This window comes from Halomonas sp. (genome assembly GCF_052095695.1).
Lineage (GTDB): Bacteria > Pseudomonadota > Gammaproteobacteria > Pseudomonadales > Halomonadaceae > Vreelandella.
This window is the reverse complement of the sequence record NZ_JBQDLQ010000069.1, coordinates 1-18,169: the sequence shown is the minus strand read 5'-3', so window position 1 is coordinate 18,169 and position 18,169 is coordinate 1. Positions and strand designations below refer to the sequence as shown.

Sequence of the window (18,169 nt, the reverse complement as noted above, 5' to 3'; positions counted from 1 at the left end):
GTTCTTCCCTTGGGATACCCGCATGCTAGAAGCAACCGTCAAAAAGATCCTCCAAGCCCGCGTTTATGAAGCCGCTTGTGAGACCCCGATTTCCCCTGCTCCCTTTTTGTCGCGTCGCTTCAATAACCAAATTCTGATTAAGCGTGAAGATCTACAGCCGGTGTTTTCGTTTAAGATTCGCGGTGCTTACAACAAAATGGCGCAGCTAACCCAGGCGCAAAAAGACAAAGGTGTGATTGCGGCTTCTGCCGGTAATCACGCGCAAGGGCTTGCCATGGCCGCGAAGCTCATGGGTGTTAAGGCCGTGATTGTGATGCCGCGTATCACGCCCGAGATTAAAGTGCAGGCGGTACGCGCTCGGGGCGCCAAGGTCATACTTAAAGGTGATGCCTTCGCTGCGGCGGCGGAGCATGCCCAGGAGCTGATTAGCGAGCATGGCTATACCTATATTCCCCCCTTTGACGATATTGATGTGGTCGCTGGGCAGGGCACGGTGGGGATGGAGATTTTGCGCCAACACGCCGGGCGGCTAGATGCCATCTTTGTACCGGTTGGCGGCGGCGGGCTGATTGCCGGCGTGGCGGCATACGTTAAATATTTGCGTCCCGATATCAAAGTGATAGGCGTGGAAGCCGAAGACAGCGCATGCCTCAAAGCGGCTCTCGAAGCCGGGGAGCGGGTCGTGCTCGATCAAGTGGGCGTGTTTGCCGAAGGCGTCGCGGTAGCGCAAATTGGCGAGGTGCCTTTTTCGCTAGTGAAAGACCTGGTTGATGATGTCATTACCGTCAATACCGATGAAATGTGCGCGGCGGTGAAAGATATTTTTGAGGACACTCGGGCCGTGGCGGAAACCTCTGGTGCGCTGTCGCTGGCAGGACTGAAAAAGTATATTCAGCAAACCGGTGCTGAAGGGCAAACGCTGCTGTGCATTAACTCCGGTGCAAATACCAATTTTGACCGTCTGCAGCACATTGCCGAACGCACGGAGCTAGGCGAACAGCGCGAAGCGATCCTGGCGGTCACCATTGCCGAAAAACCCGGTAGTTTTAAAAAGTTCTGCCGTACGCTAGGCAAGCGTATGGTGACTGAGTTTAGCTACCGTTATGCCGACAGCACTGCAGCGCATGTTTATGTGGGGGTCCAGGTGAAGCCGGGTGGAGAAGACCGCCAGGCGGTGATCGACAAACTTTGTGAAAATGACTATCAGGTAGAAGATCTTACCGATAACGAGTTGGCGAAGCTGCATATTCGCCACCTTAGCGGCGGACGCCCCAGCGAGCGTTTTGAAGAGGAAGTCTATCGCTTTGAGTTCCCTGAGCGCCCGGGCGCGCTAATGAACTTCCTTACCCAGCTGCCCCATGACTGGAATATCTCATTGTTCCACTATCGCAACCATGGCGCTGCCTATGGTCGTGTGCTGGTGGGCATGCAAGTGCCTAATGGCGACAGATCTCATGTGGCTGAGCATTTAGACGCTATTGGCTATCGCTATTGGCGGGAGAGTGATAACCCCTCTTATCGCTTATTCATGGCCTAATATTGTTTGTACCAGTGTAAGTGGTTGCTTACCCTGAACGCTAGAGCAGCTAGGCAGCATTTGTTAACGAAAAGGTGTCATTAAGTATGAAAAAATGTTGGTTATGCTGTTGTCAACGGTGCCCTTATAGCCCTATAGTCGTGGCCGATATTAATCGAATCTGTCACGACGTTTTAATCGGAAATAGAGGGCAGGTTTAAGGCATTCGGTAACAATAAAGGTGTTGGAGAAACGGCATGCGGCGGAAGAAGCCTGATATGGTGATGGCGTTGATGGTGGTGTTTGCATTAGGAGTGCTCGCCACGGGGTATGCGCAGGCGTTGTCGGGAAGTTAATCCACAGCGTTTTGCAGCAGCGCCATTAATCGATAAGGTGCAATTGATAGGCAGCATATGAGCTGATTCTTGACAGAATCAGCTTTTTTTATGGCAGTTTATCGACGGCTTACACAGCCTTGGTCGCTCACCACGGCCTTTAAAGGCACGTCCCAGGGTTCAATCGGCAGCGAAGCGACTTGCTGGCACGCGTGGGCGACGCCGATCAGGGCCGGTGAAGGGCCGGGGCGGTGCATGAACGCTAAGCTGCGGTCATAAAACCCGCCACCCATGCCCATGCGATTGGCCTGGGCGTCAAACCCCACCAGCGGCACGATGAGCGTGTCTAAGGCCCAGGCGGGCAGGCGATTACAACGCTTGGCGCTAAATCGCTGGTTAGGCTCCCAAATGCCAAAGCGGTTTTTGATCATGGGAGTGTCCGAGCGGTAGGCAACAAACCAAAGATTATTGTCACTAAAGGGCCGTAAAACGGGCAAGTACACATCCACCTGTCGCTTGCATAACCAAGCAAGGAGCGGGCTTGGGTCGATTTCGCCGTTAACAGGCAGATATAGGCTTAAGCGTCGCGCGCGGCGAATTTCAGGCAGGGTTTTAAGCTGATGACACAGGCGCTGTGCCGCAACATGCTGCTCTTGCTGGGAAAGGGCGTTGCGCTGATGACGTAAAAAGCGGCGTAGCGCGCGCTTATCAACGTCGGGTAGTGCGGTAGCGTGATGGAGATTGTTCATAAACCGCTATTCCCCTATATCTTTATGCTCATACAGAGGTGTTCTCCAAGGTGCCGCTGCCGTTCTGGCCCTGAACCTACTGGTTCAAGGTGGGTGGCCGCAGCCAGACCGTCAGGCTTTCCGACGCACGGACATGCACACGGGGCTGGCTAGCATTTGGCCCCCTGGGTACTGCGCATAGGCTCGAGGGACTATAACGACTGGCGTACACCCCAGAGAACTCCGTCATCCTAACAGAGCCGTGGCTAATGCCAAAGTGTTGGTTAAAACGTTAACTAGCGTTGACGGGTTTTGGCGAGCACCCGGTCAAGTCGATCGTTAAGGCGATTAAGATTTGCCTCGCCAGCACGGTGCTCATCTATTGCTTCGAGCAACTCGCGGGTAATATTGAGCGCTGTCATGATAGCAACACGCTCACTTCCCAGGGCGCTACTTTGCGCATTAATGCCTTGCATAGCGCGATCTAGGTAGCGCGCGGCACGGTCTAGTTTGGCTTCTTCGCCCGTGTCGCAGGCAATGACATAACCGCGCCCTAACAGGGTTATTTCTTTGGTTGGCCGCTTGGCGTTACTCATCAAAGACTCCAGCACGGGCCAGCAAGGGGCCCAATGCGTTAACATCACAGCATAGGAAGATATACGTCGCTCACTATAAGAGAGGCGCTTGCACGCGGTCAACGCGTAAGCACTATCGCCAATACGATCCCAACCTATCCAGTGGAGCAAGTGAAACGATGTCATTGATTGATGAGCGCCAGGATTTCTCTGACGTAGCGGATGTTTTCTTACTGCATGGCAGCATGCAGTCACCGGCATTTTTAGATGGCCGCCTTTGCGCTTTGCTAGCACTGCGCGATGTTGGCGCAGCGACATGGCTTGAAGAGGTTTGCCAGAGCCTGGGCATTGAGCAGCCCCGTGATCCTGCCAGCGCCGAGCGCCTACTAGGCTGGCGGCGCCAGACGTTGGAGGCGTTAAGCGCCAGCGATCTGGATTACACGCCGCTGCTGCCCGATGAATTGTTCTCTTTAGGAGAGCAGGCGCAGGGGCTTAAAGAATGGACGCAAGGCTTTATCGAAGTGGTCGATGAAGTGGCCGATAACGAGCTGCGCGAGCGCTGGTCGCAAGCGCTGTGCGAGGCAATTGAGGACCTAGAGGGGGTCAGCCGAATGGAGACCGATATCGACGACAGCCCCGAAAACGAAAACGATCTTTTTGCGCTTACCGAGCATGTCCGCATGGCTGCTATGCTGCTTTACACTGAGCAGCACCCCGGCATGCCGCAAGTAGAACAAACTGATGCACCCGTTCATTAATTCTGCTGCTTGGAGGCTTTATGCTGCCTGAGTTGTTACCTCGGCCATCTGCGATAGGCGTGGCTGAATATCGCCGCCGCCGCGACGCCTTAATGGCCCAGTTGCCGAATAACGCCGCCGTTATTCTTGTAGGTGCCGGGCTAGTGACCCGGTCACGCGACAGTGAGTTCGCCTTTCGGCAGAACAGCGATTTCTACTATCTCACGGGCATTCGGGAGCCCGATGCGCTATTGCTGCTGCTCCCCGGAAAAGCCGGCAATGAGAGCGTGGTGTTCTGTCAGGATCGGGATCCTACTCTAGAGGCGTGGACAGGGCGCCGCTTGGGCGCTGCCGGCGTGATCTCAGAACATGGAATTGATCAGGCGTTTGAAAACGCTGACCGCGATGAGCGGCTGCCCGAACTGTTAGCCGAGTGTGAGCTGCTTTATTTACCTCTAGACAGCGCCGAGGCCGTGGCCATTGCAGAAAATGCGTTGATGTCAGCCCAGGCAGGGCTAAGGCGCGGAAAGCCGCCGCTAAAAGGCTGGCTGGACGTGAGCCCGTTGATTCATGCCATGCGTTTGATTAAAAGTGATGCTGAGATTGCTCTGCTGCGACATGCGGGGGTGATATCAGCCCGCGCCCATAGGCGCGCCATGCAGGTATCGCGGCCTGGGCTGAGCGAATATCAGCTACAGGCCGAGTTAGAGCATGAATTTGTATGGCAAGGCGCCAGCGGCCCCGCCTACAGCACGATTGTTGGCAGCGGTGCCAACGCTTGTGTACTGCACTATATTGAGAACAGCGCGCTGCTCGCCGATGAGTCATTAGTACTCATTGATGCCGGTGCCGAATTCGATCTTTACGCTGGGGATATTACCCGCACGTTTCCCGTCACTGGGCAATTTAGTGACGCTCAGCGAGCACTCTATCAAGTAGTATTAACCGCTCAAGAAAAGGCCGTGAATGCTATTCAGCCGGGAGTATCGCTTGCAGATATCCACACTGGCGTGGTGCACGATTTAACGGCTGGGCTGATAGCGTTGGGCCTGCTGGATGGAGAGGTTCAGGCGCGCATTGATGACGAGAGCTATCGCCGTTTTTATCTGCATTCAACGTCACACTGGCTAGGCCTAGATGTGCACGATGTCGGGGCCTATCGGCTAGACGAGCAGACGCCCCAACCATTGATGGCTGGCATGGTGCTTACCGTTGAGCCAGGCCTTTACATACCTGGCGATAACGACATTCCTGCTGCCTTTCGCGGTATCGGCATTCGCATTGAAGACAATGTGGTGGTGACAAGCCATGGTCACGAAGTGTTGACGGCCGATGCGCCTAAGCAGATAAATGAAATTGAAGCATTAATGGCTAAGAATTAAGCAATTCAAAATCTCTATAATAGCCTTTATGTAATTTACATTACGAATTATTAGTTGCCTTTGGGTGGCGGTAATGAGAGGGGAAAGCCAATGCAGCAGTCTGATTCAGCGGCTGAGCAACCATTGACTCATGACATTGTGATCATCGGGGGAGGGTTGGTCGGTGCAAGTTTAGGCTGCGCCCTGGCACCGTTGATAGAGCGCTATGGCTGGCGGGTAGCGATTGTCGAATCTGCTCCACTACCGGCGAAACCGTTGGAAACGCAGTGGCAGCCCAGCTTTGATGCTCGCGCCAGCGCTATTGCGGAAGGTTCTGTGCAGCGCTTTCAGCAGCTGGGTGTTTGGGAGGCGATGCGTCGCGAGGCAACACCGATACGGCGTATCCATATCAGTGAGCGCGGCCGCTTAGGCGCGACGCGGCTAAGCGCTGATGAGCTGGGTATCGCCGCGCTTGGCCATGTGATACCCAATGCATGGATGGGGCGCGTACTTCATCAGCATCTTACTCAGCTGCCGCTAGCCTGGCACTGCCCCGCCACGGTTGAGCAGCTTACGCCCGTGGCGGGCGGGCATCATTTGCAGCTTTCCGATGGTAGTCAATTAACGGCAGGGCTAACGGTGCTGGCGGATGGTGGCCGCTCGGGACTTAAAGAGCAGCTGGGCATCGGCAGTCGTCGCGAATCGTATGAGCAAACCGCCTTAATTGCTCATGTGGGTGTTAGCCAGCCCCATCAAGGCGTTGCTTACGAGCGCTTTACACCGCTGGGCCCTATGGCATTGCTACCGCTTCCCGGGCAGGCCATGGAGCTGATATGGACGCATCCCAGCGGTAGCGAGCAAGCAAGGCTGGCGCTGTCTGAGCGTGACTTTCTGCTGCAATTACAGCATGCCTTTGGCGATCGTGTGGGGCGCTTCACCCGAGTAGGGGCTCGTCACGTCTATCCTCTTTCATTGGTGACTGCTGACGAGCCGGTACGCCCAGGGCTTGCCGTATTAGGTAATGCTGCTCACGCGTTGCATCCGGTTGCCGGCCAAGGATTTAATTTGGCGCTGCGCGGAGTCATGGATCTAGCCGATTCGCTAGAACAAGGCGCGCTTGATCAAAGGCCATTGGGCGATATAACGACCCTGCTAGCTTTCGAGCAGCAGCGCTCCCAGGATCGCGCTAACGTGATCCGCTTTAGTGATGGCTTAGTGCGTCTGTTTGGCCTTTCTTTTCCGCTACTGCCCCACGCTCGCGCTGCGGGATTAATTGGCTTGAACCTCATCGGGCCGCTGCGTCGTAGCCTTGCGAGACGCGCGATGGGGTTAGAGCGTTAGTGCCGCAAACAAGGAACACAAAACTATGCACACGAACACTGCATGGCAGATGAATGCTGCATCAGGAGCACCGCTGGTTGAGCGGTTTGAGGCCGTTATCGTCGGTGGCGGCATGGTCGGCACGGCACTTTGCGCGCTGCTGGCTCAAGCGGGCATGCGGGTGGCACTTGTTGAAGCACAGCCCACACCCGTTAGTTTGAAGCAGGCAGCTAGCGCGCTGCCTGCCCCGCGAGTCAGCGCATTAACGCCGGTTTCACAGCGGTTGTTGACGCACTTGGGAGCTTGGCCTGCGATGCAGCAAACCCGGATAACACCTTATCGCGGTATGCAGGTCTGGGATGCTGAGGGCAGCGGTGACATTGCATTTTCTGCCGATGAGGCGGGCGTGCTGGTATTGGGGCATATTGTGGAAAATGCGGTCACGCTAGCCGCGCTCAATAGCCAGGTGATCGATCATCCTAACGTTACGACGTTTTTTGGTGTCAGTATTGAGGCCTTGCAACGCGCCAATCAGAAGGCCAATAAGCAGGCCGATGGGGGTTGGCTGGTGCTGGATGACGGGCGCCAGCTACATGCCCCGCTGATCGTGGCGGCCGATGGCGCGCATTCGTCACTGCGCGAAATGGCCGGCATTGACGTGGCCAGCGATGCTATGCAGCAAGACGCGGTAGTGACCACCGTGCAGTGCGCTAAGCCGCACGGCGGTACGGCGCGCCAAGCGTTTATCGATGGCCGTCCGCTAGCGTTTCTGCCCTTAACGGTGGCGGGCGACGATCGCTACTGCTCAATTGTATGGTCGACAACCCCGGAGCATGCAGCTGAGCTGTGCGGTAGCTCTCGCTCAGCGCTGGGCGATGCACTGGCCCAAGCGTTAGGCTACCGCCTAGGCTCTGTTACGGTCTGCGATCAGACGCATCGTTTTCCGCTTGTGCAGCGCCATGCTCGTCAGTATGTTCAAGAGCATTTTGCACTGGTCGGTGACGCTGCCCACAGCATTCACCCGCTGGCAGGTCAGGGTGTCAATTTGGGGCTTATGGATGCCGCGGTACTGGCTGAAGAGGTCGTGCATGCCTGGCAGCGCGGCGCACCTTGGGGGGCGATAAGCACACTAAAACGCTATGAGCGCCGGCGACGCTTTGATAACGCTGCCATGCTGGCGTTGATGAAGGGGTTTAAAGTGCTGTTCGGCAGTCATCATCCTGTGTTGACACTGGCGCGCAACCTGGGCATGAGCGGTATGAATCAGCAAGTGCCCTTAAAGCGGATGCTAATGCGGCAGGCGACCGGAGAGCGGGGCCGCCTGCCACTTACCTGCCGTTAGCGGCGGCGATCAACCACGTTAAGTGCTTTCAACAGGTTAAGCGCTTCGCTGAGCTGATAATCGTCAAGCAGACGCTCGGCCATTTCTTGGCGGTCACGCGGTGCCTGTTGAGCGCTTAGATGCCCGTCAAGATCCGCCTCACGAATTTCACGACGGCTTTCGTCGACTTCTAAACGCCCGCGGACGACTTCGACGTCAGGCTCAATGCCTTGGGCCTGAATAGAGCGCCCATTAGGGGTGTAATAAAGCGCGGTGGTGAGCTTTAGCCCCTCACCATTACCCAGCGGCATAATCTGCTGCACCGACCCTTTACCAAAGCTGTCGGTTCCCATAATGATGCCGCGCCGCTGGTCCTGCAGCGCACCCGCCACAATCTCGGCGGCCGAGGCGCTGCCGCCGTTGATCAGCACCACCAGCGGGATATTGCCAGCGGGGGTGTTGGACGAGGCGGAAAACGACATGGCGGTATCCGAGAGACGCCCTTCGGTATACACGATTAGCCCTTGATCGAGAAACAGGTCGGCAATACCTACGGCAGCCTGAAGCACTCCGCCAGGATTATTACGTAAATCGAGCACCAGCCCTTCTAGCGGCTGTTCACGGGCCATCATTGCCAGTGCGTCGCGAGCCTGTTCCGCAGTGCGCGACTGGAACTGGCTAATGCGAAGGTAGCCATAACCAGACTCAAGCAGCTCATGCTTAACGCTTTCGCTGCGAATAATTTCACGTTTTAGGATGAATTCCCGCGGAGTGTCTTCGCCTGAACGGAGTATGCTCATGCGCAGCTCGCTTTCCGGCTCGCCGCGCATTAGCGTCACCGCCTCCTGAAGCGACAGATTCGCGGTGGGCATGCCGTCAATGGCGACGATAATATCGCGAGACAGCAGCCCTGCGCGTGACGCGGGGGTGTCATCAATGGGCGTAATGACCATGAGCTGGCCATCTTCCATGCCGACTTCAATCCCGATGCCCCCAAACTCGCCCTGGGTCGATTCACGCAGGCTTTGGTACTCCTCCTCATCCAGGTAGGCCGAGTGCGGATCCAGTTCACTAAGCATGCCTCGCATGGCGTTGCGCAGCAGCGTGCGATCATCCACGTCTTCAACGTACGCGCGCTTAATACGCTCGAACACTTCGGCGAAAGTCTGAATCTCTTCTAATGGCAACGTATCGCCGGCATTTTGATTCGCCCCGCTAGTGCTGGATTGAGCGAACAGCGGTAGCGGAACCGACAATAAAGCAACCGGGAGCAGGGTGGCCAAGAAACGCTTGGCGGGGGCTAATACCCCGGTAACAGATAGCGTCATGCAGACTCCGCAGGCGATAGGTAGCGCTGTAGCGCCACCCTGTAGTTGAAAAAACTAAAACACTGTCACTGAAAAAACGGTCGTTGAAAATTGTTATTAAAAGGTCGTTAACACGGTAGCTAAAACCGTCAATAGTTATGCAGCTTATCCCGTCAGCGGCGTGCAATCCAACGCTGTGGGTTAATTGGTTCGCCGCCGCGGCGAACCTCGAAGTAAAGCGCCGCACGACTCTGGCCACCGCTATCGCCGACACGGCCAATTTCATCACCTCGGTTGACTTGCTGCCCCGGCCTTGCGCTGAACTGCTGTAAGTGAGCGTGTAGCGTCATAATCTGATCGCCGTGATCGATAATCAGCAGGTTACCAAACCCCCGCATCCAGTCAGCAAAGACTACGCGGCCAGAGTGAACGGCCGCCACTGGCGTACCGGCGCTGGCTTGAATCACAATACCGTTATAGTGCACGCCGTCGCGATAGTGAAAATCACTGCTGATGGAGCCTTGTACTGGCCACGGCAAGTCGCCTCGAGTACTGACAATATGCGTCGTTGGTGTTGGTTCAGCAAGCTTAGCCATCTCGGCCTGGATGTTACGCAGAACGCTTTCCGCTTCTGCACGGCTCTGGTTAAGGTCGGCCAGACGCTCCTCTTCGCTGCCGTAGCGGTCATCCAAGTTGGAAACAACGCCGCGGCGCTCAGTCGTCCGCTGGGCTAATAGAGCGCTTTGATCCTCTAGCTCCTCGGCGAGCAAATCAAGGCGGGCTTGGCGTTCACCTAGCGCATTTTGAGTATCAGCCAAGGCCGTATCAAGACGCGCTATGTCGCTTAACCGACGATTACGTGCCTCGGTCAGACGATTCATATACGCCTGCATACGGTCAAGCTCAGCGGGATTGCCTTGATTAAGCAGCAGCTTGAGCTGTGGCGTTGGGCCCAGCCGGTAAAGCGCAGAAAGCTGCTGGCCAAGCGCGGCATACTGGCTGGCGCGCTCAGATTCCAGCCGGTCACGGTGCTCAAGGAGCTGGGTCGTTTCGTCATTAAGCTGACGCCGCTCGGCCTGCAGAGTGTCTAAGCGTTGATGCGTTTCGGCCAGTTCTGTTTCGACTTCACGCAGCTCACGTTCGGCACTGTCTCGCGCCTTGCCGGTGGACGTAAGACGCTCGGCAACCGACTTAATCTCTTGACCGATCGCATCGAGCTGCTGGCGCGCCGTACTTTCATCCTGTTGGGCCAATCCGGTTGGCGCATAGCATAGCGCCAGAAGGACAACCACAGCCGAGTATCGCCGTGTACGCTGCATTTATTGCTGAGTGTCAGACTGAAAGTGAATTAATGGTTTGCCGGTCATCGCTTCGGGCTGAGATTGGTTCATCATCGTTAGCAGTGTGGGTGCCAGATCGCATAGCCTGCCTTCTTTCAGCGAGGCCGCCCGCTCACCGACGTAGATAAGCGGCACCACAAAGGTCGTATGCGCGGTTTGGGGGGCGCCTGTTTCCGGATGCACCATCTGCTCGGCATTGCCGTGATCGGCGGTAATTAAACAGGCGCCGCCCGCGCGCTCGATAGCGTCAACCGCTCGCCCTACGCATATGTCGACCGTTTCAATGGCTTTTACCGCGGCGTCAAAGTCGCCAGTGTGACCGACCATATCGCCATTGGCATAGTTACAGATAATCAGATCAAAACTGCCGCCATCAATGGCCTCTACGAGCTTGTCGGTAATCTCATAGGCGCTCATTTCAGGCTTTTCGTCGTAAGTACGAACGTCCTGCGGCGAGGGCAGGAGAGTGCGTGTTTCACCATCAAACGCATCCTCGCGGCCACCCGAAAAGAAGAAGGTGACATGCGGATACTTCTCGGTTTCGGCAATACGCAGCTGCGTTAAGCCGCGTTTGGCCACCACTTCACCTAAGGTATCGCTGAGATCAGACGGCGGAAACGCCGCAGGCGCAGGAATATCCGCCGCGTACTGGGTCATCATCACCAGCCCTTTACCGGCAAGCTTAGGACAAGCTCGACGCTCGAAGCCTTTAAAGTCGGGCTCGGCAAAGGCGCGGGTTAATTCGCGCGCGCGATCGGCGCGAAAGTTAAGGAAAATGGCGGCGTCGCCATCTTGCAGGGTAATAGCGTTGTCGTGAGGGCCGCCCGTGGGTAGCACGCTGCTTGCGACCACAAATTCATCCGTTTCGCTGCGCTGATAGGCATCGTCTAGCGCTGCCTCGGCGCTGGCAGCGTAATGCTCCGCGTGGCCATCCGTGAGCAAGCGATAGGCTTGCTCAACACGTTCCCAGCGATTGTCGCGATCCATGGCGTAGAAGCGACCAATAATCGACGCGACGAAGCCGTTGTCAGCGCCCACCAGCTCGGCTAAACGGTCGTTGGCTCGCTCAATGGAGGGCAGGGCGCTTTGCGGTGGCATATCGCGGCCATCGAGAAAGGCGTGGATAAAAATACGCTGAGCACCGCGCCGCGCAGCGAGCTCGGCCAGGGCGATAAAGTGGCCTTCGTGGCTATGAACGCCGCCCGGAGACAGCAACCCGATTAAGTGTACCGGGCGATTATTCGCGACGGCCTCATCAATTGGCTGCGTGAGGTTGTCGTTTGAATCTAGGTCGCCGTCTTCAATCGCTTTGCTGATACGAGTGAAGTTCTGATAAACAATCCGCCCAGCACCAATATTCATGTGCCCGACTTCAGAGTTACCCATTTGGCCGTCGGGCAAACCTACGTGAAGACCGTCGGTATGAACGAAGGCGTGGGGGCGATTTTCCCAAAGCGTATCCATCACCGGGGTAGCGGCAGACGCCACCGCATTGTGGGCGCTGTCGGGGTTGTGGCCGTAGCCGTCAAGAATAATCAGCGCCACCGGGCGCGGGGTGCGAGAAGTGTCCATGAAAACCTCGTTGGGATTGGCAAGTCGACCGACTCGATAATTCAGGGTCGCGACGGGCGCACGCTTGGGGCATCATAACGCAGGTAACTGCCAGGCGTCATGATCAAGGCCTGCGCGGGAGGCTATCGGACGTGTATACTTGTCGCGTTTTGGCAGCGGTTAGGCCGCTTTTTTCTGCATTGACCAAGAGATTGTGTTCGCGATGATCGATCAAGTGTTCGAATTCGTACAGAACCACCCCCTGCTCGTTGGGGCATTTTTGCTGGTACTGATAGCGTGGCTTGTCTACGAAACGCGCAGTGCTTCCACCAATGCGTTGACCTCAACCCAGGCCACTCAGCTCATTAACCGTGAAGACGCGGTGGTGCTGGACATCCGTGAAAACAAAGACTTCAAAGCCGGGCATATCGCGGGGGCGCGCAACATTCCGCAAAGCAACCTCGATAGCCGCATGAACGAACTGGAAAAAGTCAAAGCCCAGCCGATCATTGTGGTGTGCAAGCACGGGCAGAGCTCGGGTGCCGCGCAGGCCAAGCTTGCGAAAGCTGGCTTCGAGCGAGCTTTTAAGTTGAAGGGTGGCATGGCGCAGTGGCAAGGCGATGGCCTGCCAGTGGTTAAAAAGTAAGCATTGCTATCTTTATTTAATAAATAATCAGGAGTTTTCTCATGGCGGAAGATAACAACACCCCGCAGGCTGGTGCCGCAGCTGATGAAAAACCGCAGCTTAAGTTTTCGCTGCAGCGCATTTATGTAAAAGATATTTCGTTTGAAGCGCCTAATTCACCGTCGGTGTTTAAACAGTCGTTCAAGCCGAAGGTCAATTTGGATCTGAATACGACCAGCACTAAAATTGCCGATGATCAGTACGAAGTAGTCGTCAAAGTGACGGCCCAGGTGAATGACAGTGAAACCGGCACTACCTCTTTCCTAGCGGAAGTTGAGCAAGCAGGTTTATTCCGCATTGCAGGAATTGAAGGCGCGCAGCTGGAGCAAACACTGGGGGCTTTCTGCCCGAACCTGCTGTTTCCTTACGCCCGCGAGTGCGTCGATAACCTGGTCAATCGTGGCGGCTTCCCGCCGCTGATGCTGGCACCGGTTAACTTCGAAGCAATGTACGCCCAGCGCAAACAGCGCGAAGCTAAGCAAGCCGCTGAGAATACGCACTAAGCGATGCACGCCTCTGACTGGTACGCCCAGCATGGCAAAATGCCGCGCCTCTATGTGCCTGCTGCTTTTGTAGCAGGCAGCGACGTTGCATTGCCTGAAGGGCCTGCTCGCCATGTCACTCGGGTATTGCGCATGGCTGAAGGCGCGCCTCTGGTGCTGTTTGACGGCCATGGGCAGGAGGCCGGCGTACGGCTGGCGGCGGTGAGTCGTAAGCAGACGCTGGCGCATGTTGAGGCCGTGTGGGCGGGCAGCGGCGAGTCGCCGTTAACGGTGCATTTAGGTCAAGCGATCTCTAAAGGGGATCGCATGGACTATGCTATCCAAAAGGCCGTTGAGCTGGGCGTTGCGGCCATCACGCCGCTCTACACAGAGCGTGGTGATGTGCGTTTGAAAGGCGATCGTGAAGATAAAAAGCTGGCGCACTGGCAGGCGGTTGCTGCTAGTGCCTGCGAGCAGAGTGGGCGCGCCGTGGTGCCTTGCGTACATGCGCCAATGGCGCTGTCTGCATGGCTGGAAGAGCGTCAAGAGCCGCTGCGCTTGATGCTGCACTTGGCTACGGGTAATGCCTTTGATCAGCATACTCGCCCCGCTGCGGTGGCGCTGCTGATTGGCCCAGAAGGCGGTTTGAGTGACAGCGACATCGCCGCTGCACAGGTCGCCTCCTTTACGTCCTTAACGCTTGGTCCGCGCGTTTTACGCACGGAAACCGCTCCTGTCGTGGCACTTACTCTTCTCCAGCATTATTTTGGAGATTTGTAAGTACTCACTTTCATTTCTAGCTTTTAGCTATCCTCTGTAATGGCTTTTTGATCCCCAAATTTCGCGTTTTAGCGTACTCCCTAAGACACCGTCATCCTGGTCTATTTTTTGAAGGACGTTCCCCATGGTCCGCGAGTCACACTCCTCTCCTCGATCCGCTAGCGATGCATCCGCCCAGTTGGGTGAGGTGGCGTACCTAACGGTAACGGCCGTTAATAACGTCGGGGCGTTTTTACAGTGGGGGCAGCCTAAGGATGTGTTGCTACCGTTTAGCGAGCAACATTTTCGCCCTGATCCAGGTAAGCGTGTTTTGGTCATGCTGTATAGCGATGACCAGGGGCGACCAGTGGCGTCGATGAAACTTGATCGTTTTTTGACCGATGACGCCTGGGCGCTTGAAAAAGGCGATGAAGTGGCCGTGGTGGTGGCCGAGCGCACCGATCTGGGCATGAAAGTCATTGTGAACCACCGCTACTGGGGGCTCATTTATCAGGATGACGTTATTCAGCCGCTGCGCCGAGGCCAGTCCGTTAAAGGCTATGTTAAGCAGCGCCGTGAAGATGGCCGCTTGAATATCTCGTTGTTGCCGCCAGGTGCCGCGCGCTTAGATATCGTCGGCGATAAAATTATTCAGGCACTGCGTGAGAGTGGTGGCTATTTGGCGTTGGGCGATAAAAGTGCGGCGCATGAAATTAAAGCCCGGCTAGGCGTCAGCAAAAGCGCTTTTAAACAAGCGGTTGGGCGACTTTATAAGCAGCAGCTGATTACCTTAGAACCTGATGCTATTCGCTTAGTGCCCGGTGCTCTTAGCGAGTAGTGAGTTGGGGCAGTTGGAGCCGGACGGGCAGTACGGCATACTGAGCGTCAATTATTTATGTTTGGAAAATGCCTGATGAGCCACTCAAATTTGCATCTCGGCGTTGTGATGGATCCCATCAGCGACATCGCTTACAAGAAAGATACCACCATTGCCATGCTGTGGACCGCCCAAGAGCGTGGCTATACCCTGCACTATATGGAGCAGGAAGATCTTTTCTTAAACGCAGGGCAAGCCTACGCGCGTATGCGCACTTTGACCGTGCACCGTAACCCTGACCACTGGTATGACTTAGGTGAGCCTTCTGCTCGCCCTTTGGTCGAGCTGGATGTGGTGCTGATGCGTAAAGACCCACCGGTGGATGCCGATTTTACCAATGCGGTACATCTGCTGGGCTTTGCTGAGCGTGACGGCGTTCTGGTAGTGAACCCTACCGCGGCGCTCTTGCAGTGCAACGAAAAACTGTTTGCTCAGCAGTTCCCTCAGTGCTGCGCGCCCACGATCGTGGCCAGCCGCGATGATGTGCTGCGTGCCTTTCACGCTGAGCATGGCGATGTGATCTTCAAGCCGCTTGATGGCATGGGAGGCACGGGCATTTTTCATATTGGCCCAGAAGGTCGCAATATTGGTGCCGTGATTGAGCAGCTTTCCTTGCGGGGCCAGCGCCAAATTATGGCGCAGCGCTATCTGCCGGAAATTAAAGACGGCGATACGCGTATTTTGCTTGTTGATGGCGAGCCGGTGCCCTACGGGTTGGCACGCATCCCCTCGGCGGGCGAAACCCGCGGCAATTTGGCTGCCGGCGGGCGTGGCGTTAGCCGTGAGCTAACCGAGCGCGACCACTGGCTGATTCAGCAGGTACAGCCAATGATCCGAGAGAAGGGGTTAATGTTCGTTGGGCTAGATGTGATCGGTGATTATATTACGGAAATCAACGTCACTAGCCCCACCTGCGTGCGTGAAATTGACGATCAGCGCGGTACGAATATTGCCGGTTTGCTGCTGGATGCCATTGAGCGCCGCTTAGCCTAAACGAGGGCTGCACCCTCTAACTCATTTATTACGCTACGCCTGCTGGAGCCCCTGCAGGCGGTGGGAGACGCATGCAAAGTTTGAAACATCACTTTCTCATGGCCATGCCACATCTAGAAGATCCTAATTTTTCCGGTAGCCTTATCTATCTTTGCGATCACGATGACAACGGCTGTATGGGGGTGATTACTAACCGCCCGCTGGAGATCACGCTGGAAGCTTTATTTGATCAATTAGAGCTGGGTGGTGAAGTAAGTCCGTATCGTAATGCACCGGTCTATTACGGTGGGCCCATGCATAAAGACCGCGGCTTTATTCTGCACGTTGGCGATAGTCAGCAGTGGGACTCTAGTGTTCAGGTGGAAGATGGTATTGCTCTCACCACGTCGCTGGATATTTTGCAGGCTTTCGCCGAGGGCGATGGTCCTAAGCAGTTTTTAGTCTGCCTAGGCTGTGCGGGCTGGGATGTTGGGCAGCTTGAGGATGAGCTCAAAGAAAATTCCTGGTTGACCGTAGAAGGCCAGCACCACGTGTTGTTTAACACGCCACCCGTCGAGCGATTGACGGCCGCAGCTGGCTTATTAGGCGTAGACCTTAATCTGATGACTCGAGATGCGGGGCACGCGTAATGGCCGATGAGGGCCAACGCTTAGTGCTTGCCTTTGACTATGGAATCCGGCGCATTGGCGTTGCCGTGGGCAATGAGCTATTGCGTAGCGCCCGTGAGTTGACGCCTCTCACGGCGCGCGCGGGCATTCCCGACTGGGACATCGTTGCGCGGCTGCTCAATGAGTGGCAGCCGGATCTGTTAGTGGTAGGACTACCGCTTAATATGGACGGTACCGAGTCTGAGATGAGTATTCGCGCCCGCAAATTCGGTAATCGCTTACATGGCCGCTTCGGTAAACCGTGTGCAATGGTCGATGAGCGCGGTACTACGCGGGAGGCGAAAATGATCGCTCGCGAGGCAGGCCATAAAGGCAACTATCGTCAAGACAGTGTCGATGGTATTGCCGCTATTCTTATTCTTGAAGGTTGGTTTGCCCACCAGGAAGGCTTGCCTGGCGGGCGTCTTTCCTTGTAGCTAGCGATCCAGCGTGCCTATCTGGGCGGGAACATACCAGCGCACGGGTCGCAGATCGTTTTCGATCAGTTCGTCGACCTTTAGTAGCGTTGCGAAAACTGCCATACGCATGGGAATGCCGTTATCGGTTTGGCGAAAGATCGCCAGCCGCGGGTCGCCGTTAAGATCTACATTCAAATCATTGGCGCCAGGGCGGCTATCGCGGGGCAGCGGATGCATCACGATGGTGCTCTGGCCGCAGCGCTGATCGAGAAAGTCGCGATTGACCATAAAGTCATCGGAGAGTCCTTGGAAGCTCTCATTCATTTCGTCGGTAAAGCGTTCTTTCTGAATGCGCGTGGTGTAAACCACGTCCAGGTCTGCAAAGTCAGTGGCCAATGACTCCCGCTGCTCAATGCGGTGACCGCGCGATGCAACTAGATCAATGAGTCGTGAAGGCATCTCCAGGCCTGGCGGTGACACCAGAGTAATGCGCAACGGATCATAAAGTGACAGTAGCTTAATCAGTGAATGCACCGTGCGGCCGTACTTTAAATCGCCTGTCAGCAGAATATGCGCACTGTTAAGAGACTTCCCCAGACGCTGAAATTCCTTATCAATCGTATAAAGATCCAGCAGCGCTTGGCTGGGATGCTCGCCAGGGCCGTCTCCGCCATTGATGACCGGTACATTGGTCGCGGCCGCAAACTCTGCGACGGATCCCTGATCAGGATGGCGCATCACGATAGCATCGCAGTAGCCGCTCATTACGCGGCTGGTGTCGTAAAGCGACTCCCCCTTTGCCATCGATGAGAAGGTAAAACCGGTCGTGTCACATACGCTGCCGCCCAAGCGACAAAAAGCGGTATGGAAGCTTACCCGCGTGCGGGTGCTAGCTTCAAAAAACAGATTCCCGAGCACCGCCCCTTCTAATACGCGTGTCACCTGGCGGCGCTGGGCAATCGGCTCCATGCGCGCGGCGACGCGTAATAGGTGATCAACGCTTTCGCGATTTAATGAATCGACAGTTAGCAGATGGTGGCTCATAAGGGACCTCGGCAGGGTGGTAGATACGCTAGTGTAACCGCCAATGAGGGGTGTGCCGAAGGGGTTTTACCTACGAATGCCAGTTAGCAAATAACGGCCCAATCGTTCTTTTTACAGTTTTTTCACCATAGCCCTTGCCAATCCGTGAGCGAGTCCGTAAAGTACGCATCCG

At 55.8% G+C, this 18,169-nt stretch carries 18 protein-coding genes and 1 other RNA gene; 12 read left to right on the top strand and 7 right to left on the bottom strand.

Annotated elements, in window-relative coordinates; all coding sequences use genetic code 11:
- The first annotated feature begins 22 nt into the window (after window positions 1-22).
- Complete coding sequence (ilvA, locus tag ACTH5D_RS13285) at window positions 23-1,537, top strand: threonine ammonia-lyase, biosynthetic (protein ID WP_441672021.1); 1,515 nt, start codon at window positions 23-25, stop codon at window positions 1,535-1,537.
- A 433-nt stretch (window positions 1,538-1,970) separates the two neighbouring features.
- On the opposite strand, the gene ACTH5D_RS13280 is transcribed toward ilvA, so the two are convergent.
- The 3 genes from ACTH5D_RS13280 to ACTH5D_RS13270 all read right to left on the bottom strand — a co-directional run bounded on the left by ACTH5D_RS13280 (window position 1,971) and on the right by ACTH5D_RS13270 (window position 3,175).
- On the bottom strand, window positions 1,971-2,600 hold the full coding sequence (locus ACTH5D_RS13280; RefSeq protein ID WP_441672019.1) for a 5-formyltetrahydrofolate cyclo-ligase: 630 nt from the start codon (window positions 2,598-2,600) through the stop codon (window positions 1,971-1,973).
- Between the two features lie 38 nt (window positions 2,601-2,638).
- A non-coding RNA gene (ssrS, locus tag ACTH5D_RS13275) (6S RNA) lies at window positions 2,639-2,822 on the bottom strand.
- Between the two features lie 53 nt (window positions 2,823-2,875).
- On the bottom strand, window positions 2,876-3,175 hold the full coding sequence (locus ACTH5D_RS13270; protein WP_441672017.1) for a cell division protein ZapA: 300 nt from the start codon (window positions 3,173-3,175) through the stop codon (window positions 2,876-2,878).
- Window positions 3,176-3,333: 158 nt separating this feature from the next.
- Here ACTH5D_RS13270 and ACTH5D_RS13265 point away from each other — a divergent pair, with 158 nt between their 5' ends.
- From ACTH5D_RS13265 to ACTH5D_RS13250, 4 genes are all read left to right on the top strand, one after another.
- On the top strand, window positions 3,334-3,912 hold the full coding sequence (locus ACTH5D_RS13265) for a UPF0149 family protein (RefSeq protein WP_441672015.1): 579 nt from the start codon (window positions 3,334-3,336) through the stop codon (window positions 3,910-3,912).
- 20 nt (window positions 3,913-3,932) lie between these two features.
- Window positions 3,933-5,273 (top strand): Xaa-Pro aminopeptidase, encoded by a 1,341-nt coding sequence (pepP, locus tag ACTH5D_RS13260; protein WP_441672013.1) that lies wholly within the window; start codon window positions 3,933-3,935, stop codon window positions 5,271-5,273.
- 90 nt (window positions 5,274-5,363) lie between these two features.
- Window positions 5,364-6,593 (top strand): 2-octaprenyl-6-methoxyphenyl hydroxylase, encoded by a 1,230-nt coding sequence (gene ubiH, locus ACTH5D_RS13255; RefSeq protein ID WP_441672011.1) that lies wholly within the window; start codon window positions 5,364-5,366, stop codon window positions 6,591-6,593.
- A 25-nt stretch (window positions 6,594-6,618) separates the two neighbouring features.
- Window positions 6,619-7,914: a UbiH/UbiF/VisC/COQ6 family ubiquinone biosynthesis hydroxylase gene (locus ACTH5D_RS13250; RefSeq protein WP_441672009.1), complete on the top strand. Its 1,296-nt coding sequence runs from the start codon at window positions 6,619-6,621 to the stop codon at window positions 7,912-7,914.
- Here ACTH5D_RS13250 and ACTH5D_RS13245 read toward each other — a convergent pair.
- From ACTH5D_RS13245 to gpmI, 3 genes are all read right to left on the bottom strand, one after another.
- Window positions 7,911-9,221: a S41 family peptidase gene (locus ACTH5D_RS13245; protein WP_441672007.1), complete on the bottom strand. Its 1,311-nt coding sequence runs from the start codon at window positions 9,219-9,221 to the stop codon at window positions 7,911-7,913. The genes ACTH5D_RS13250 and ACTH5D_RS13245 overlap by 4 nt on opposite strands.
- Before the next feature lie 152 nt (window positions 9,222-9,373).
- On the bottom strand, window positions 9,374-10,519 hold the full coding sequence (locus tag ACTH5D_RS13240) for a murein hydrolase activator EnvC family protein (RefSeq protein WP_441672005.1): 1,146 nt from the start codon (window positions 10,517-10,519) through the stop codon (window positions 9,374-9,376).
- Window positions 10,520-12,112, bottom strand: a complete 1,593-nt coding sequence (gpmI, locus tag ACTH5D_RS13235) for a 2,3-bisphosphoglycerate-independent phosphoglycerate mutase (RefSeq protein WP_441672003.1) — start codon at window positions 12,110-12,112, stop codon at window positions 10,520-10,522.
- Between the two features lie 202 nt (window positions 12,113-12,314).
- On the opposite strand from gpmI, the gene ACTH5D_RS13230 reads away from it, so the two are divergent.
- The 7 genes from ACTH5D_RS13230 to ruvX all read left to right on the top strand — a co-directional run bounded on the left by ACTH5D_RS13230 (window position 12,315) and on the right by ruvX (window position 16,971).
- A complete protein-coding gene (locus ACTH5D_RS13230; RefSeq protein WP_096276627.1) occupies window positions 12,315-12,737 on the top strand; it encodes a rhodanese-like domain-containing protein in 423 nt (140 codons plus the stop codon).
- Between the two features lie 41 nt (window positions 12,738-12,778).
- A complete protein-coding gene (secB, locus tag ACTH5D_RS13225) occupies window positions 12,779-13,279 on the top strand; it encodes a protein-export chaperone SecB (RefSeq protein ID WP_441672001.1) in 501 nt (166 codons plus the stop codon).
- Between the two features lie 3 nt (window positions 13,280-13,282).
- Window positions 13,283-14,038: a 16S rRNA (uracil(1498)-N(3))-methyltransferase gene (locus tag ACTH5D_RS13220; RefSeq protein WP_441671999.1), complete on the top strand. Its 756-nt coding sequence runs from the start codon at window positions 13,283-13,285 to the stop codon at window positions 14,036-14,038.
- Between the two features lie 124 nt (window positions 14,039-14,162).
- Window positions 14,163-14,855, top strand: coding sequence for a CvfB family protein (locus ACTH5D_RS13215; protein WP_441671997.1), 693 nt, complete (start codon window positions 14,163-14,165; stop codon window positions 14,853-14,855).
- Between the two features lie 75 nt (window positions 14,856-14,930).
- On the top strand, window positions 14,931-15,887 hold the full coding sequence (gshB, locus tag ACTH5D_RS13210; protein WP_441671995.1) for a glutathione synthase: 957 nt from the start codon (window positions 14,931-14,933) through the stop codon (window positions 15,885-15,887).
- Between the two features lie 71 nt (window positions 15,888-15,958).
- Window positions 15,959-16,516, top strand: a complete 558-nt coding sequence (locus ACTH5D_RS13205; protein ID WP_441671993.1) for a YqgE/AlgH family protein — start codon at window positions 15,959-15,961, stop codon at window positions 16,514-16,516.
- Window positions 16,516-16,971: a Holliday junction resolvase RuvX gene (gene ruvX / locus ACTH5D_RS13200; RefSeq protein WP_441671991.1), complete on the top strand. Its 456-nt coding sequence runs from the start codon at window positions 16,516-16,518 to the stop codon at window positions 16,969-16,971. Before ACTH5D_RS13205 ends, ruvX begins: the two co-directional genes overlap by 1 nt.
- Here the strand turns inward: ruvX and ACTH5D_RS13195 are convergent, their stop codons facing one another.
- Window positions 16,972-17,997 (bottom strand): aspartate carbamoyltransferase, encoded by a 1,026-nt coding sequence (locus tag ACTH5D_RS13195; protein ID WP_441671989.1) that lies wholly within the window; start codon window positions 17,995-17,997, stop codon window positions 16,972-16,974. It lies immediately after the preceding gene.
- Between the last annotated feature and the right edge of the window lie 172 nt (window positions 17,998-18,169).

Coding starts and splice junctions, on each gene's coding strand:
- ilvA (WP_441672021.1), top strand. CDS start 23: ATGCTAGAAGCAACCGTCAAAAAGATCCTCCAAGCCCGCGTTTATGAA.
- ACTH5D_RS13280 (WP_441672019.1), bottom strand. CDS start 2,600: ATGAACAATCTCCATCACGCTACCGCACTACCCGACGTTGATAAGCGC.
- ACTH5D_RS13270 (WP_441672017.1), bottom strand. CDS start 3,175: ATGAGTAACGCCAAGCGGCCAACCAAAGAAATAACCCTGTTAGGGCGC.
- ACTH5D_RS13265 (WP_441672015.1), top strand. CDS start 3,334: ATGTCATTGATTGATGAGCGCCAGGATTTCTCTGACGTAGCGGATGTT.
- pepP (WP_441672013.1), top strand. CDS start 3,933: ATGCTGCCTGAGTTGTTACCTCGGCCATCTGCGATAGGCGTGGCTGAA.
- ubiH (WP_441672011.1), top strand. CDS start 5,364: ATGCAGCAGTCTGATTCAGCGGCTGAGCAACCATTGACTCATGACATT.
- ACTH5D_RS13250 (WP_441672009.1), top strand. CDS start 6,619: ATGCACACGAACACTGCATGGCAGATGAATGCTGCATCAGGAGCACCG.
- ACTH5D_RS13245 (WP_441672007.1), bottom strand. CDS start 9,221: ATGACGCTATCTGTTACCGGGGTATTAGCCCCCGCCAAGCGTTTCTTG.
- ACTH5D_RS13240 (WP_441672005.1), bottom strand. CDS start 10,519: ATGCAGCGTACACGGCGATACTCGGCTGTGGTTGTCCTTCTGGCGCTA.
- gpmI (WP_441672003.1), bottom strand. CDS start 12,112: ATGGACACTTCTCGCACCCCGCGCCCGGTGGCGCTGATTATTCTTGAC.
- ACTH5D_RS13230 (WP_096276627.1), top strand. CDS start 12,315: ATGATCGATCAAGTGTTCGAATTCGTACAGAACCACCCCCTGCTCGTT.
- secB (WP_441672001.1), top strand. CDS start 12,779: ATGGCGGAAGATAACAACACCCCGCAGGCTGGTGCCGCAGCTGATGAA.
- ACTH5D_RS13220 (WP_441671999.1), top strand. CDS start 13,283: ATGCACGCCTCTGACTGGTACGCCCAGCATGGCAAAATGCCGCGCCTC.
- ACTH5D_RS13215 (WP_441671997.1), top strand. CDS start 14,163: ATGGTCCGCGAGTCACACTCCTCTCCTCGATCCGCTAGCGATGCATCC.
- gshB (WP_441671995.1), top strand. CDS start 14,931: ATGAGCCACTCAAATTTGCATCTCGGCGTTGTGATGGATCCCATCAGC.
- ACTH5D_RS13205 (WP_441671993.1), top strand. CDS start 15,959: ATGCAAAGTTTGAAACATCACTTTCTCATGGCCATGCCACATCTAGAA.
- ruvX (WP_441671991.1), top strand. CDS start 16,516: ATGGCCGATGAGGGCCAACGCTTAGTGCTTGCCTTTGACTATGGAATC.
- ACTH5D_RS13195 (WP_441671989.1), bottom strand. CDS start 17,997: ATGAGCCACCATCTGCTAACTGTCGATTCATTAAATCGCGAAAGCGTT.